Origin of the sequence: Xanthomonas campestris pv. asclepiadis, assembly GCF_020784175.1 — a bacterium.
GTDB lineage: Bacteria > Pseudomonadota > Gammaproteobacteria > Xanthomonadales > Xanthomonadaceae > Xanthomonas > Xanthomonas campestris_D.
The window spans coordinates 1-15,233 of record NZ_JAJGQM010000074.1; the positions used below are offsets into that span (position 1 = coordinate 1).

The 15,233-nt window shown below is 61.7% G+C and carries 20 protein-coding genes; all 20 read left to right on the forward strand.

The features are described from left to right. The first annotated feature begins 109 nt into the window (after window positions 1–109). Window positions 110–367 (forward strand): helix-turn-helix domain-containing protein, encoded by a 258-nt coding sequence (locus LL972_RS20665; protein WP_080640316.1) that lies wholly within the window; start codon window positions 110–112, stop codon window positions 365–367. Window positions 368–451: 84 nt separating this feature from the next. Beyond that, entirely contained in the window at window positions 452–1,456 is a 1,005-nt protein-coding gene (locus LL972_RS20670; protein ID WP_228329185.1) for an ATPase, T2SS/T4P/T4SS family, read from the forward strand. Between the two features lie 72 nt (window positions 1,457–1,528). Further along, complete coding sequence (locus LL972_RS20675) at window positions 1,529–1,849, forward strand: TrbC/VirB2 family protein (RefSeq protein ID WP_104567771.1); 321 nt, start codon at window positions 1,529–1,531, stop codon at window positions 1,847–1,849. 35 nt (window positions 1,850–1,884) lie between these two features. Continuing rightward, entirely contained in the window at window positions 1,885–2,118 is a 234-nt protein-coding gene (locus LL972_RS20680) for a VirB3 family type IV secretion system protein (protein ID WP_075242596.1), read from the forward strand. Window positions 2,119–2,184: 66 nt separating this feature from the next. Next, window positions 2,185–4,755: a DUF853 family protein gene (locus LL972_RS20685; RefSeq protein WP_228329187.1), complete on the forward strand. Its 2,571-nt coding sequence runs from the start codon at window positions 2,185–2,187 to the stop codon at window positions 4,753–4,755. A gap of 18 nt (window positions 4,756–4,773) precedes the next feature. Then, complete coding sequence (trbJ, locus tag LL972_RS20690) at window positions 4,774–5,559, forward strand: P-type conjugative transfer protein TrbJ (RefSeq protein WP_228329188.1); 786 nt, start codon at window positions 4,774–4,776, stop codon at window positions 5,557–5,559. Beyond that, the gene (locus LL972_RS20695) at window positions 5,556–6,011 is read left to right on the forward strand and encodes a hypothetical protein (protein ID WP_228329189.1); all 456 of its coding nucleotides are present in this window, start codon (window positions 5,556–5,558) and stop codon (window positions 6,009–6,011) included. Before trbJ ends, LL972_RS20695 begins: the two co-directional genes overlap by 4 nt. 11 nt (window positions 6,012–6,022) lie before the next feature. Next, window positions 6,023–7,501, forward strand: coding sequence for a P-type conjugative transfer protein TrbL (trbL, locus tag LL972_RS20700; RefSeq protein WP_228329190.1), 1,479 nt, complete (start codon window positions 6,023–6,025; stop codon window positions 7,499–7,501). A 6-nt stretch (window positions 7,502–7,507) separates the two neighbouring features. Then, entirely contained in the window at window positions 7,508–8,218 is a 711-nt protein-coding gene (gene trbF / locus LL972_RS20705; RefSeq protein ID WP_228329191.1) for a conjugal transfer protein TrbF, read from the forward strand. 26 nt (window positions 8,219–8,244) lie between these two features. After that, window positions 8,245–9,237 carry a P-type conjugative transfer protein TrbG gene (gene trbG, locus LL972_RS20710; protein ID WP_017164024.1) on the forward strand — a complete coding sequence of 331 codons (993 nt, stop codon included), beginning with the start codon at window positions 8,245–8,247 and terminating at the stop codon, window positions 9,235–9,237. A 117-nt stretch (window positions 9,238–9,354) separates the two neighbouring features. Then, the gene (locus LL972_RS20715; RefSeq protein WP_228329192.1) at window positions 9,355–10,605 is read left to right on the forward strand and encodes a TrbI/VirB10 family protein; all 1,251 of its coding nucleotides are present in this window, start codon (window positions 9,355–9,357) and stop codon (window positions 10,603–10,605) included. A 172-nt stretch (window positions 10,606–10,777) separates the two neighbouring features. Then, window positions 10,778–10,984, forward strand: coding sequence for a hypothetical protein (locus tag LL972_RS20720; protein ID WP_017164026.1), 207 nt, complete (start codon window positions 10,778–10,780; stop codon window positions 10,982–10,984). A 10-nt stretch (window positions 10,985–10,994) separates the two neighbouring features. After that, a complete protein-coding gene (locus LL972_RS20725) occupies window positions 10,995–11,234 on the forward strand; it encodes a hypothetical protein (protein WP_005997461.1) in 240 nt (79 codons plus the stop codon). 72 nt (window positions 11,235–11,306) lie between these two features. After that, entirely contained in the window at window positions 11,307–11,555 is a 249-nt protein-coding gene (locus LL972_RS20730; RefSeq protein WP_228329194.1) for a hypothetical protein, read from the forward strand. A gap of 1 nt (window position 11,556) precedes the next feature. Then, window positions 11,557–13,743 (forward strand): DNA topoisomerase, encoded by a 2,187-nt coding sequence (locus LL972_RS20735; RefSeq protein ID WP_228329195.1) that lies wholly within the window; start codon window positions 11,557–11,559, stop codon window positions 13,741–13,743. A 12-nt stretch (window positions 13,744–13,755) separates the two neighbouring features. Then, entirely contained in the window at window positions 13,756–14,001 is a 246-nt protein-coding gene (locus LL972_RS20740; protein ID WP_228329196.1) for a hypothetical protein, read from the forward strand. A gap of 29 nt (window positions 14,002–14,030) precedes the next feature. Beyond that, window positions 14,031–14,246, forward strand: coding sequence for a hypothetical protein (locus LL972_RS20745; protein ID WP_228329197.1), 216 nt, complete (start codon window positions 14,031–14,033; stop codon window positions 14,244–14,246). A 15-nt stretch (window positions 14,247–14,261) separates the two neighbouring features. Continuing rightward, window positions 14,262–14,540: a hypothetical protein gene (locus tag LL972_RS20750; RefSeq protein ID WP_146470458.1), complete on the forward strand. Its 279-nt coding sequence runs from the start codon at window positions 14,262–14,264 to the stop codon at window positions 14,538–14,540. Between the two features lie 10 nt (window positions 14,541–14,550). Next, a complete protein-coding gene (locus LL972_RS20755; protein WP_228329198.1) occupies window positions 14,551–14,892 on the forward strand; it encodes a hypothetical protein in 342 nt (113 codons plus the stop codon). Between the two features lie 7 nt (window positions 14,893–14,899). Then, a complete protein-coding gene (locus LL972_RS20760) occupies window positions 14,900–15,163 on the forward strand; it encodes a hypothetical protein (RefSeq protein WP_228329199.1) in 264 nt (87 codons plus the stop codon). The last annotated feature ends 70 nt before the right edge of the window (window positions 15,164–15,233 follow it).

Below are 15,233 nucleotides of genomic sequence, written 5' to 3' on the forward strand. Positions count from 1 at the left end.
CATCACGCCTGCCATGAAGTTGGCGATGGCCACTTAGCTCCACTTCTGGCGACCGCTAGAAGTGGGGGGATTACCCCATGTTCTATCCACCAAAGAGGTGCTGCACAAGATGCCAGGCAGACCGCGTGCCACCGACAGCACTCAATACGCGAAGCCGGTACCAGCGGAACGGCTAATTTTTGCACGCAATTTCCGCCAAGCACGGAAGGCAGCGAAGCTCAGTCAAAGGGACGTTAGGGATAGAACAGGCTTGACGCGTTCCTGGATCAGCAACATCGAAACTGGAAAGTCGCCCCCCAACCTCGACAACATGGCCATGCTGGCCAAGTGCGTGGGTGTCCCGCTGTGGAAGCTTCTCGTACCGTAGCGCCCGTCACATTTTGAACAACTGTGGATGTAGGTCAGTTTCGCTTAATTCGGTATAGTAAAAGCTACAATTTGGAGCTCGTACATGAGTGCATCCTTTTCCATCACCACACGCCATAGCCGGCTGCTGGACATGATGAAATCCGCACTCGGCGGTGCCATCGGTGAGCTGCTGGACGATCCGGCCGTTGAGGAAGTGCGCGTCAACCCCGATGGCCGGCTGTGGTACGCCAAGGAAGGTCGCCGGATTTGCCACGACCACACCCTGGATGTGATGACGCGCATGCGCGTCATCAAGATCGTGGCCGATCACGTCGGCGAGATTGCCGACAAGGACAACCCGAGCTTTCCGGCCGAGCTGCCAGAAACAGGCTATCGCTTCCATGCAGTACTGCCGCCGGAATCACCCGATGGCCCGACGTTTGTGATCCGCAAGAAGTCCAATCTGCGGCTTACGCTGGACGACTATGTGACCAACGGGCAGCTCACCCAGCGACAACGAGATGCCATCGTCAAGGCGGTTCATGACCGCGACAACATCGTGATCGTCGGCGGCAGCCACACCGGGAAAACCACCTTTGCCAATGCCGTCCTGTACGAAATGGGCCGCATCACCGGGCGGGTGATCACACTGGAAGACACGCTAGAACTGCGCGTGGAGGCTGATGAAGTCGTGCGCTTGCGCACCGTGCGGAATCGCGACCAGATCACCCGCAGCATGACGCACCTGTTGCGCGATACGCTGCGTATGACACCAGACCGCCTGATCGTCGGCGAGGTGCGTGGCCCGGAAGTCATGGACATGCTCGATGCCTGGAACACCGGCCATCCCGGCGGGCTATGCACCATCCACGCCAACAGCGCCAACGAAGCGTTGGAGCGCATCGAGGACCTGCTTGTGCAAGGCGGGTTCCTGCCGGTTCCGCGCAAGATCGCCCGCACGGTGCAGATCATCGTGAGCATCGGTTTCGAGACGGTAGACGACGATGAGGGCCGCAAGGCGGTGCGGCGCGTGCGTGAAGTGCTGCGCGTCAAGGGCGTCGAGCAGACGCCAGACGGGTACGTCTACAAGCTTCTTTCAGCCGAATGACCGGGCCGCTGCTTGGTGTGCTAGATGTATACACACTACGTGAAAAAAAAGAACTTTCCCCCAACGCAGGACATGACGATGAAGCTCCGCAACACTCGCACTCTCCAGCTGCTCACGCTGGCGTTTTTCTTGTTGCCGGCTGCCGCCTACGCAAGCGGCACCGGCATGCCGTGGGAAGACTGGCTAGATAAGATTTTGAATAGCATCACCGGTCCCGTCGCTAAGGCGATTGGGGTGATCTCCATCGTTGTCTGTGGTCTCGGGATGGCGAACTCGCAAGGAGGCTCCGGGATGAAACAGCTGATGATGGTCCTACTCGGCTTGTCGGTTGCCTTCACCGCAAGCACGTTCTTCCTCAGCTTCCTTGGCTTCGGCGGCGGCGCGGTGTTCTGATCGTGGACGAACAAACCAACCCAGATGGCTATGAGGTGCCGGTACACCGCGCACTGTCCACACCCAGGCTTCTTGTAGGTATTCCGCGCGACATGGCCGTTGTCGCGTTCACGACGGCTGCAGCCCTCGTGCTTGGCCTGCAATCGTGGTGGAGCTTGCCGTTCTACATCGTCATCCACATCGGCCTGGTTCTACTGACCAAGTACGACACGCAATGGCCGGAGGCGTTGAAACGCGCGCTCCGCTTGAAAAACCACTACCGCGCATAGCGGGCTACCGGTCAGTGGTCCGCGCTTGCGGATCACTGACCGGCGGCATCCAGTGAAGGCCAACCCATGCAGCGACTTCCGAAATACAGCAACGAACCCACCGACATTGGCGATGTTCTGCCGTGGGCGTATCTGGTCGCCCCCGGCGTCGTGCTGAACCGCAACGCGTCGTTGATCACGACGCTGCGCTATCGCGGGCCAGACCTGGACTCGGCGACCAAGCACGAACTTATTGCCGTGTCGGCTCAGATGAACAACCTGTTCCGCCGCCTTGGCGACGGCTGGTATTTCCAGATCGACGCACAACGCGCCCCCAGCACCAGCTACCCCAGCGGCGAACACTTCCCCGAGCCGATGTCCTATCTGATCGATGAAGAGCGCCGCAGCATCGCCGAGACCGGCGTGCACTTCGAGACCACGTATTACTTCACACTCGGATGGTTGCCGCCCAAGGCACGGGAGAGTACAGCCCGCGCTTGGTTCTTTACGGACCCGGACGGGCAGCGCAAGAGTGCGGCCAACCGCGACCGGCAGACAATCAACGATTGGCTCGACAAGTTCGTGGTGGAGCGCGTTCGGCTCCTGGAAGCCTTCTCGGCCATCCTGCCAGAGGTGCATGCGCTCGATGACTCCGAGTTGCTGACCTACCTGCACGACACAATCAGCACCAAACGTCACCCGGTTGTACCTGGTGACGTATCCCAAGAGCTTTGCCGCGTGCTGCCCGACACCCCGCTGATCGGGGGCAAAGAACCGAAGCTGGGCAAACACCACTTGGGCATCATCACCGTGCGTCAGTTCCCGACGCAGACCATCCCCGGCATTCTGGATCGCTTGAACCGGATGGGCATGGCCTACCGGTGGGTGACGCGCTGGGTGGCCTTGGACAAGGCCACGGCCGACAAGGAAATGAAGAAGATCCAGCGCGAGTGGTTCAGCGGCCGCAAGTCCTTCATGGTCATCTTGAAGGAGCTACTGAGCAAGTCGGAGTCAGCACTGGAAAACCCGGAAGCGCTCGCTAACGCGGCAGACGCCAACGCTGCAATGCAGGAAATCGCAGCAGAGGCGGTGGGCTATGGTTACTTCACCCAATCGCTGATCGTGCTTGATACGGATCCGCGAAGGTTAGAAGCCAAACTGCGCGCGGTCGAGCGCGAAATCAATGGCCTAGGCTTTGTGACCATTGACGAAGCCCGCGACGGCAACGCGATCGATGCGTTTCTCGGCGCGGTGCCAGGCAACGCCCAGCACAACATCCGCCGGCCGATGGTGTCCACGCTCAACCTTGCCCACGCCATGCCAAGTTCCAGCGTGTGGGCCGGGCCGCGCTATTGCCAGAACGATCTATTCCCCGGTAACCAGAATCTGGACCACGCCCCGCCGCACATGTTCGTGGTCACCGGGGAGACGACGCCGTTCCGCTTCAGTACGTATGTGGGCGACGTAGGGCACGCGATGGTCATCGGCCCGACCGGTGCCGGCAAGTCGGTGCTACTCAACTTGGCCGAGACACAGTTCCGTCGCTATGAAGCCGCGCAGGTCTACATCTTCGACAAGGGCGGCAGCTCCCGTATTACCACCGACCACGTGGGTGGCCGCTTCTACGACCTAGGCGGTGACAGCAGCCCGGCGTTTCAGCCGCTAGCCCACGTGGACAACGACCAGGAGCGGGCATGGGCGCAAGAATGGCTGATTGACATCATCGTGGGCGAAGGCGTCGATATGACGCCGCAGCGTAAGCGCGCCATCTGGGATGCGCTCAACGAGCTGGGCGCAGACGACAGCCCGGTCGAGCAACGCACCATTTCAGGCTTTACCGTGCTGGTGCAAGATCCAGACATCAAGGAGGCCTTGCACCCGTTCACGGTGGACGGGGCGCACGGCTATCTGCTGGATGCAACGCACGACGACGTGTCGCTGGGCAGCTGGCTCGCGTTTGAAATGGAAGAATTGATGAACACCCCCCAGGTGGTCATGCCGGTGTTGACCTACCTGTTTCACCGCTTGGAGCAGCGCTTCGACGCGAAGCGGCCGAGCCTCCTGGTGCTCGATGAAGCATGGCTGTTCCTCGACCACCCAGCGTTTTCGGCAAAGATCCGCGAATGGCTCAAGGTGCTGCGCAAGGCCAACGTCGCTGTGTGGTTCGCCACGCAGAGTCTGGCCGACGTGGCGCAATCCAAGATCATGCCGACGCTGATCGAGGCGTGCATGACCAAGATCTTCTTGCCCAACAGCAGCGCCCGAAACGACGAGGTGGCCAAGTTCTACCGGATGTTCGGTTTGAACGATAAGCAGCTGGACATCCTCGCCAGCAGCACGCCAAAACGCGACTACTACCTGACCAGCCCGCAGGGCAATCGGCTGTTTTCGCTGGGCTTGGGGCCGCTGGCGCTGGCCGTGTGCGGCGCAACCGGCAAAGAAGCGCAGCGCGAAGCAATCGCCATCCGCAAGACCACCAGCTCCACCGTGCAGTTCAACGAGGCCTACCTGACCCACCTGGTCAACAAGCACGACCAGGCGCAGGCGTCCAAGCCAGCAAGCCAACGCACGCAATCCCCCCTGCAATGGGCGCTCGACTTCGTGCGCTCCGTTGATAGCAGCCCCGCAGCGCCCAGCAACACCCCTGTCCAAGCTTAACCCCGCAAGGAGAACGCCATGACCATTCGTCGCGTCACCGCAGCCCTTACCGTCGCCATCGGCATTTCAGTTGTCGGCGGTTCCGTCGTCTACGCTCCCCCGGCGCAAGCGCTGGTGTGCGCCAATTGCAGCAACCTGGTGACTCAGCTGTTGCAGCAAAGCCAAGAAATCTCGGCCTACGCCAAGCAGGTGCAGCAGTACAAAACCCAGATGGATCAATTGAACTTGCAAATCCAACAGGTCGCCAATGAGGCCCGCAATTTGACCTCGCTGCCGAGCAACGTTTTCGGCCAGTATCAGCAGGTCTACAACTCCTATAGGCAGAGCATCAACCAGCTGCGTGGGAGCATGGCGAACTTGCAGAACACGCGCGACATGTTCGCCCAGCGCTATCCCGAAGTGACCAACGATGCGACGTTTCAACAGCTGTCCGCGATGGTCGATCAGTGGCGCAACCAAGGGCGCAACAACGTGGAAGACGCCTTGTATAGCGGTGCGGCCGTCCTAGATACGTTGGACAGCACCAACCGGCAGTTTGAGACGATGGGACAGGCCTCGCAATCGGCAACAGGTGCCCTCGCTGCCACGCAAGCCGGTAACCAAATCAACATGCTGGTCGGCCAGGAAATGATGAAGCTCAACGCACAAACGGCGGCAATGAACCAAGCCGTGCTTGAGGAACAGGCCCGTCAGATGGCAGGCGATCGCCTGACGCAGCGGAACATGGAGAACGCCTACGGCAGCGACAAGGCCTTCCAGAAATCAACTGAGCCAGCTGCCAAGAGCATTGGAGAGTGGTGGTGAACGGCCGGCTCCTCCGCACCATCGTGCTTGCGGGTGTCAGCCTTGCAGGCTGCACAGCGCAACCCGATGTCGAGAAGGCAAAACATGCAGAGCAGGCAGTAGCGGCGGGAAATCCTTGTGAAGTGTCTTACACCTGTGAAGCTCCCGCCGTACTTCCTAAGACCGTGCCGGCCAAATGTGGATGCGCACTACTGTTTGATGCCGAGTGCAGTGCGTTGATCGACAGCGCCTACGGAAAGAGCGCGGCCGACAATTTGAAGACCAGGTTGAACGTGGCGCGTGCCAATGGAGATGCAGCACAACGTGCATGCCCTGCACCAGGCCAACAAACAACCGCCCGCAAGCCCCAGCGTCCAGATGCGTTTGCACCGTCCACTGTGGAGCCGGCAAAACCGGTTTCAGATTGGTGGCCTGATGCACAGCCCAAAACGGCCCCTGTCACCAAGCAATAGGACGGATACCGATGGACCCGACTACGACTGGCTTCCTCACAGAGCTATTGCGAGCTTTCCAGAACGTGTTTGCCAACGGGTTTGGGATCATCACGCCCCGCGCTCAGGCAATTATCGGCACCTTGGCTGCAATTGAGATTGCGCTAGCCGCACTCTTTTGGGCGCTGCGCGGTGAGGACTTCACCGCACCATTCCTACGCAAGCTACTGCGCATCGGCTTCTTTGCCTTTCTGGTGGCATCGTGGCCAACGTTGACCAGAGGCACTGCCGAAGGCCTCTCCCAGATCGGCTCACTAGCTGGCGGTGGAACAGGCGTCCCATTAGTCAATGACCCTAGCCGCATCCTGGATCAGGCAATGGTTGTCATCAAGCCTATCCAGGACGAAATTGCTCGCATCCAAGAGGGGTCGTGGTATCAGAAGATTGCCGTGATGGCAGTTGTCTTCCAATACACGATTGCGGAGCTGTTTGTATTGGCCGCGTTTTTCGTCTTGGCTCTGACCTGTTTGCTAACACAGGTTGAGTTTGCCCTTGTCTCTGTATTGGGCCTGATCCTGGTGCCGTGGGGGATCAGCAACCACACCGCGTTTCTCGCGGAGAAAGCCATCGGTGCAGTGGTAGCACAGGGCGTCAAACTGATGGTTCTGAGCTTCATCATTGCCGTCTACGGCCCGGTACTCAATACGTTCGGGCTCAGCCCAGCCCCACCGTTGATGGTTACGTGGCTGCTGGCCGGCTCTGCGATTGTGATGGCAATCATTGCCGTGCATGCCCCAGCCGTGGCAGGTGGGTTGCTCTCTGGTTCGCCATCGTTGACCGCCGGCAGTGCGGCCGGGGTGGCCATCGGTGCCGGCGCAGCCGCCATCGGTGCTGGTGTCGGTGCTGCCGCGCTTGGCCGCATGGGCGCCGCCAGTGCGGCCAAGACCATCACGGCTGCCGGGCAGATCCACGGCGCCGGCAGTGCAGCTGCTGCAAACAGCACAGGAGCTGGTGCGGCTGCACTGAGCAATCCGAGTGTTCGCGGCAGCGTCATTGGTGGGCTGATGGCGGCAAGCACGACGCCAGCCGGCCAAGCCGTTGCAGCCGGCGTTCAACGCGCTGCAAGCACCCGGCTGGGCCAGGCCGCAATCAAGTTCGGCTCGGCCGCGGCTGCAAACATTGATCGCGGTGTCTCAGCGGGCGCCAGCTACGCGGCCGCTGGTGCGTCCGAAGTCGGCCGGATGGCCGCTGCACCGGTCACCAATGCCGGCGCAGCGGTGAAGGATGCCTGGTCACAGGGTGTTGCGATGGGTGGCGGTGTGCCGCCGGCAGCACCACCACCGCCTGCGACACCCACCCCGTCCCCGGAACGGCTAGAAGCCGGTAGGCAGCGATTCAGCGACGCAGCGACGGTTGCCAAGGCAACAACGACAGCGATCAAAGGGGCCACGACCACCAGCGGTGGCGGTAGTGGGAACCCCACGATTGCCCCCACCAACGACGAGAGCTAACCACGCATGAGCAGCACCAAAGACCTACTGCAAACGCCCGTCGGCCAGCGTCCTAGCTCGCCGCCGATGTCGCCGCACCACGATTCAGCGCGCAAAGGCTGGACAGACAAACTCGAAAAATCGGAGAGCGACAAGCGCGCATGGCGCTGGGCAGCCGTTGGCGGTTACGCCTTGTCGGTACTACTGGCCGGTGGCTTGGTTGCCCTAAGCAACCGGCCGCCGCCGAAGCCGCTCATCGCGCGTATCAACACTGATGGCGCGCCGCAGGTCGTCGGTTACGCAAGTCCAAACTACACGCCCGGCCCGGCCGAAATCCGCTACTTCCTCAAGCATTGGGTGGAACTGGTACGCACCGTGCCGCTTGATCCGGTGGTGGTGAAGTCGGCCTGGAACGAGGCCTATAGCTTCATGACCCCAGCCTCTGCGAACAAGCTCAATGCCGAAGCCCGCGTGCCGGGTTCGACCATGAGCAAGGTCGGCCAAGAAACCGTCACCACCCAAGTCACCTCAGTGGTCCCCGTGTCGGCCGACAGCTACCAGGTGCGGTGGGTGGAGACCAGCTTCACCGACCAGGGCCAGGTCAAGGAGCGGGCGACGTGGACATCCACGTTCACCATCAAGCAAAGCACCCCCGATCCCAAGATCGAGCTAGTGAACCCGCTGGGCCTGTTCATCACGGACTTCAATTGGCAGCGCGACATCGGCAGCGCCCCCTAATTTTTTCGCTTAAGAGTGCAAACACTATGCAAACCATGAAGACGACCGTTCTGCCGTTGCTGTTGTTGTCCGCCGGCATCGCCAATGCCCAAACTACGCCACAGGTGCCCGCGATCACCAGCGCGCTCAACGACAACAGCACGGCGACCGCCAATGCGACCCCGTTGGCCAACAACGCCCCCGCTCCCGCACCCGCCTATGTGCCGCCGCCCTTGCAGCCGGAGCATGTCTCGCCGCGCGTCGCCAAAGCGCGGTCTGACTTCGACAGCAAGCAGCGCGCCCAGGTGGCCGAGTACGTCGGCCAGGCACGGCAAGTGCCGACCAGCTCCAGCACGGCCAATGTGGGCGGACAGACGATCTTTACCTATCGGCCTGGTGCGCTCTATACGATCTATGTCGGCGCCGGCCGTCAGACCGTTATCGACTTCCAGCCAGGCGAACAGCTGACGGGCGAAGTCAACGGCTCCGATACGGTGCGGTGGCTCATTAGCCAGGTCACCAGCGGCACCGATGCCGGCGAGCAAGTGCATCTGGTGCTCAAGGCGGTGGAGCCAGGTCTGACCAACGACCTGTTCATTGCCACCAATCGGCGCACCTACCTGGTCACCGCGCGCAGCGTGGCCGATTGGAGCATGCCCAGCGTGTCGTGGCAGTACCCGATGGACACCTGGAAGGCCCAGCAAGCCGTGGCGGCCAAGCGCGAAGCCGTCCAGCCTGTGGCAGTCGCCCCGGATGCATTGCACTTCAACTACGACATCAAGGGCGGCCGCTACTCCTGGAAGCCAATGCAAGTCTTTGACGATGGCGCGCAAACCTATATCCGCATGCCGGCCACGCTCAATGCGACCGATGCCCCGGCGCTGTTCCTGATCGAGAAGGGCGAACCGTTGCTGGTGAACTACCGCGTCAAAGGCGTGGCAAACGGCACCACCGGCCCGACCTACATCGTAGATCGCGTGTTTGATCGCGCCGAGCTGCGCGTGGGTGCGAAGCAAACCATCACGATCCGCCGTCGCTAATCACTGAGGTGCCGCATGCAGACCACAAACGGAACCCCGGCTGACGACGAACGCGACCCGGTGACCGGTGAGTCGGCCAGCGAAGGCTACACGCCCCCGCAGGACGCGCCGATTCCCTTGGCAACGCCCAAGCCGAAGATCAAGACCCTGGACAAGAAGAAGGTCGGCATCATTGCCGGCATCGCGGGTGTGTTGATCGCATTCGCCTTCGTCCAGGCCTTCACGCAGAAGCCGAATCAGAACAAGCCCAAGGAGCAGCCGGCCACCGCCAACATGTCCACCAAGCCTGAGGCGTTCAACGCCTTGCCAGGCGACTACGCAACGGCCGCCCAGCAGCGCGCAGAGCGCGTTCCGAAGCTCGGGGCACCAATGCCGGGGGAAGTGGGGCAAATGCAGTACGCGGCCCAGCAACAGGCCAGCACGCGGGCCTACGGCGGCGGTGCGCAGCCGCAGACAGCGGCACAGCAGTTTGCCGCCCAGCAGGATCTACAGCGCATGCAGCAGGCCGCCAATGCCCGCTACGCGAAAACCAGCTTCCAGCAAAGTGCTAGACCTGATGCGGCCGGCAATCCGAGCCAGTTCGGTGGACCGCCGGCATTCGGTGGGATGCCGGCGGACTCACCCGAGGCGGTGCAGCAGCAGATGCTTGCGCAGGCCGCTGCCGCGGCCGCTGGTGCTGGTGGGCCAGACAAGACGGCTCGCGACGATGCCAACCGGCAAGACGACAAGCGCCACTTCATGGACGAAAAGCGCGACACCGGCACGCTGCAATCGCGCCTGACTCCGCCAGCCACGCCGACCGTCGTGAGCGCGGGCACGCTCATCCCTGCCCTGTTCCTGACCGGGATCAACAGCGACCTACCCGGCCAGATCACCGCGCAGGTCTCACAGCCGGTCTATGACACCCCAACTGGCCGCTACGTCATCATCCCGCAAGGCTCGGTGCTGATCGGTGCTTACGACTCGCGCGTGACCTTCGGGCAGAACCGCGTGTTGCTGGTGTGGCAGCGCCTGCGCTTTCCGAACGGGTCTAGTCTGGATCTGGAGGGCATGCCAGGTGTTGACCTGTCCGGCTATGCCGGCGTGAGCGATAAGGTCAACAACCATTGGGGCAAAGTCTTGTCGAGCGTGTTGCTGTCGAGCACGGTAGCCGCCGCTGTGGCGACGGCCGAAGGTGACAGTTTTTCCGCTTTTCAACGTGACGCCGGTCAGGCTGCATCCCAGGGCGCGGCTCAACAGATCAACCAGGCCGGCGCGCAGTTGCTTCAACGCAGCATCAATGTGCAACCCACGCTGGAAATTCGGCCTGGTCAACGGGTGGCGGTCATGGTCAACAAAGACTTGGCGCTGTCGCCCTATGGCCCGTGACCGTGAACCAACGTGTGCAATATCGATAAACTCCGAGGGCTTTACCAACCACCCAACGGAGCAAATAGCTATGCCTGCAAAAGCCGCTCGGCGACAGGTTGTCGCGAACGTGGCCCCTAAGCAGATGAAAGCGATTGACCGCGATGCACAGCGAGCCGGACTCAGCCGGCGAATGTTTATGCAACACCTCATGGAAGAATTTCTGCTTCAACCCACCACCCTGGTGGCCGGCGGCATCTATCGCAAGCAAGACCGCGAACGCCTCCGCTTCCACCTGTCCGTCCCCTTGCACAACGGCGTCAGCAAATACGCCAAAAAATTGGGCGTCACGATCAGCGTCGTTATCACCACCGCTGTAGCCAATCGCTACCCGCTATAGGAACAACTACATGGCCCGCAAACCATCGGCACTGCCGAAGATCCCCGTCAAAACCGAACGCGTCACCAAGCGCTTACAGTTCGATCCCGCGCTCATCAAGCGCGTGGAAGCCTTCTGCGACTTCTACGCGCACACCGTGGGCGCAAAGCCCGACTGGAACGATGCCGCCGTTGCCCTGATCGAGCATGCGCTCGATGGCAACCGTGACTTCACCAAGTACCTTGCCGAGCAGAACAAGCCAGCTGCATGACCACACCGTGACGCACTGAGTCTGTGCGGTCCACCTCGGGTGACCGCATCAGACAACCGCCGGAGTTAGCGCATGAACGCACCCGAAAAAAGCCTGGGATACCGCATCGGCGAAATGCTCTACGCCATGTCGCAGTGGTCACGCCCAGCCCGCGCCAGTATCGTGATCGTCGGCATGCTCGCCGCCATCGTGTTTTTCTGGCTCTCCATACCCGCTGCCGCCGTCGCCATCGGCTTTGTCTCGCTGGCGACATTCTGGCTGCTGCTGCCCACCGGCACGCCGGCCGATCCGAACACCGCCGCCAACGACCCGGAGCGCTGACATGCGTCTATGGATCTGCGAGAAGCGCGACCAGGCCAAAAACATTGCGCCACTGCTGGGTAACCCCAAGCCCGGCCAGGGTTACATCGATACCGACGATGGCCGCGTTGTCTGGGCACGTGGTCATCTGGGCGAGATGGTCGGCCAACCGCCTGTGGCAGGGGCTTGGGACAAGTGGGATTGGCCCACCTTGCCGATGAACCCCGTCAAGTGGACCTTTGAGTCAGTGCCGGGTAAAGAGCGCGAGCTAGCCGTGGTGTTGGCCAACATCCCCAAAGCGTCGGAAATCGTCATCGCAACCGACTGCGGCGCCGAGGGTGAAGCGATCGCGCGCGAGCTGCTGGACCACGCCAGCTATCGAGGACCGGTGCGCCGCCTGTGGTATTCCGCACTCGACACCGCAAGTCTGACCAAGGCCATCGCCAGCCTGCGGCCAGGCGAGAGCAGCGAGCCGCTGTACTGGGCCAGCCAGGCACGCTCCCGTGCGGATTGGTTTCTGGGCAGAAACCTCACCCGTGCTTACACCCTGCTGGCCCGTGCCGGTGGCGGCAAAGGGGCGCGCCATGTCGGCCGCGTGGCATCCCCCACGCTCGCCCTGGTCGTGCGCCGGGATGCTGAAATTGCCGCGTTCCGCGAAGCCACCTATTACGAGCTGGAAATCACCGCTCAGACCGCACTCGGGGCAAACGTCGTGCTGACGCACGCCCCGGCAGATGCGGGGCGGCTCTTCGCTCGCGCCGACGCCGAAGCCATCCTCGCAGCGGCCACCGGAGCCAGTGGACCGCTCGCGGTCACGCACGAAAGCAAGGCGCAGAAGCCCCCTGCCCTGATGACGCTTTCGCGCTTCCAGCAGCTGGCCTCGCGGCGATTCGGTTGGAGCGCTGATAAGACGCTCGACATCGCGCAAAGCCTGTACGACAAGGAGTTGACCAGCTACCCGCGCACGCCGTGCGCTCTGTTACCCAACGAGCAGGAAGCAGAAATCCCCCGTGTGTTGGAAACGCTCGCCCAGGTGCCAGGCTTGGCGCGCCACGTGGCAGCACTGACCGTCAACAAACCCACCATCCGGCCGACCGTCTTCAACAGCGCCAAGATGGCAAAAGACCATGCAGAACACCATGCCATCGTGCCTACAGGTGTGCCGCTCGCCAGCCGCACGCTCAGCGATGACGAGCAGACCGCCTATCTGCTGATAGCGCAGCACTATCTTGCTGCGCTGCTGCCCGACTACACGTTCAACGAAACCCGCATGACGCTAAATGCCGGTGGCGTGCCGTTTACCGCCACCGGCCGTGTTCCCACCGGCCTAGGCTGGAAATCCGTGTTTGGCACGGACCCGGATAGCGAAAACGACGACGACACTGCCGCCCCCGCGCTGCCTGACATCCAGGACGGAACGCGCTGCACAGTCGCCGCCGCTGCACTACGGCCGAAGAAGACGCGGCCGCCCAAGCGCTACACAGAAGGCGACTTGATCGCCGACATGCTCGATGTTGGAAAGTTCGCCACCAACCCCGAAGTGCGCAAACGCCTGAAGGAAAACGCCGGCATCGGCACCGAGGCCACGCGCGGGACCATCATCAAAAACCTGCGCGAGCGCGGCTACCTGGAGCCGCAAGGCAAATTCATTGTCAGCACGCCACTGGCGCGTGAGCTGATCGCAATGCTGCCTGCCCCGATCACCGATGCCGCGACGACGGCGCTGTGGGAGGAAAAGCTGGACGAGCTGCGCCGCGGCCTGGTGCCGGTGGAGGCACGCGACGAGTTCGTCAATAAGGTCGCGGCGAACGTCACCCGGATCATCAATGCGGTGCGGGATGATGCCGCCAAAGCGGCCGCCACGCGCGCGCCCAGTGAGGGCCAGTTACGCTATGCCCAAGCCATTGCCGTGGCGCTCGGCGTGCCATTGCCGGCCAATGCGGACAGCTCGCACACGGCCGTGCAGGCGTTCCTGGACGCTCATGGCGATACCTACGGCAATCTGCCGCCAAGCGACAAGCAGCTGGCCTACGCCGAGAAGTTAGCCACCGAGAAGGGTGCCACCTTGTCCGATGAGCAGCGCCGCTCGCGTGCCGCGCTGGGTGCGTGGCTGGACCTACATGCCGACAAGAAGGCGGCCCCAGCGAAGAAGGCCACAGGCAAGACCACGGCAGCGAAGACCACGCGGAAGCGCAAAGCCAAGGTGTAAATGCATGCACGCATGCATTTGGGTACTATGGGGCTGTGCAACACCATTGCACACCATCAAGTGCAGGAGATCAACATGAAAGCTATCCGTTGGCTACGCAGTTCGGGCAGCTGGACCATTCTGGCGGCGATGGCCGCCCTCGTCGTGGCGTCCTGGTCGCATTCGCAACTCGGCATCCTCATTGGATGGGTCTGCCTCGGCATCGGCACGCTCTATGCCATGTTTGCGGCACCCGACGCCACGGGGCGTGATTCGTGATACGCCCAAGGCTCCTACGCCATCCTGTGGTGGCGCTGGTCAATGGCATGCTCGCCGCCGTGGGCTGCTGGCTTGCACCGCTGCCGTTGGTCTATCCAATGGTGACTATGGGCGAGTGGTCAGTGAGCCGCGTGCTATTCGCCCTGCTGTTTGCAATGCTTGGCCCCTTGACCGGGCGCGTGATCGCTCGTGCCACGCTGACTCGCTGGCGCAGCCGCCAGGCCAGTGCACCCACTGCTGTCTGACTTGGAGATTCCAACATGAAGGATGAGCCGAGTTGCGTTCCGATCCAACCAATGCCCAGCGGCTATTACTGGTTCCTCGACAATTGCGGCTCGCCGCCCGAAATCGTCGAGGTGGACGTGGAAGAAGGGTTTGTGCACCTCATCGCGCGCGATTCGCCGCTGTATTTCCCAGCAGCAGACACATTGCCAACGGCCGACCGCGTTGCATTCGGTACCTACATCGGGCCGCTGGCATATCAAAACGCCCTGTCAGACGCCAGCCTGATGCGGTTCAAGTTTGAACAAGAAGCCTAGGAGCAGAGCAATGCCAGAAGACATGCACAACGTTGCTGCATTCATAGGTTCCTTTGGGATGCCCATTTCGGACGCCTTGGCGCGGGCGGCGCCGTTCCTGGTATCGAACGGGGAAGTAAGTTGGGGACGGTATCTGTCGCTTCTGTTGGTGCTGTTGCTGGGGGCGGTCATCACGATAGTCGTGGTGTCCATGTTCACAGGGAAAAGCAAGCAGGATGCAATGCGCAATGCAGGCATCTTCCTGCTGGGTGTTCCGTTCGCACTGACCCCGCTCACCGTGCCGGTCACCTTCGTGTTGTTTGCCTATGCCGCGTGGCGTTCGTTCCGCCCAGCCGCGCGCGCCCACCAATGAGGAAACTATGAACACTGATATTGAATATCAGCGCTATGTAGATGCTTTCGGTCCTTTCTTCGATGCTGTGCGGGCGCATGTAGAAGCCCTTCCACTGCCCAAGTGGCAGCGCTACCGCACACCGCGTCCGCACGCGCCTCAAGATGGCCCACAACTGCCAAAAAATGCGACGCGCGAGGACTTGCTAAACGAATCCGCAGGTTTGTTGGCTATCACACGTCAGGTACTGAGTGAAGATTACTGTGACATTGAAAGCGACCTCGTGCGGTAATCCCCCCACTTCTAGCGGTCGCCAGAAGTGGAGCTAAGTGGCCATCGCCAACTTCATGGCAGGCGTGATG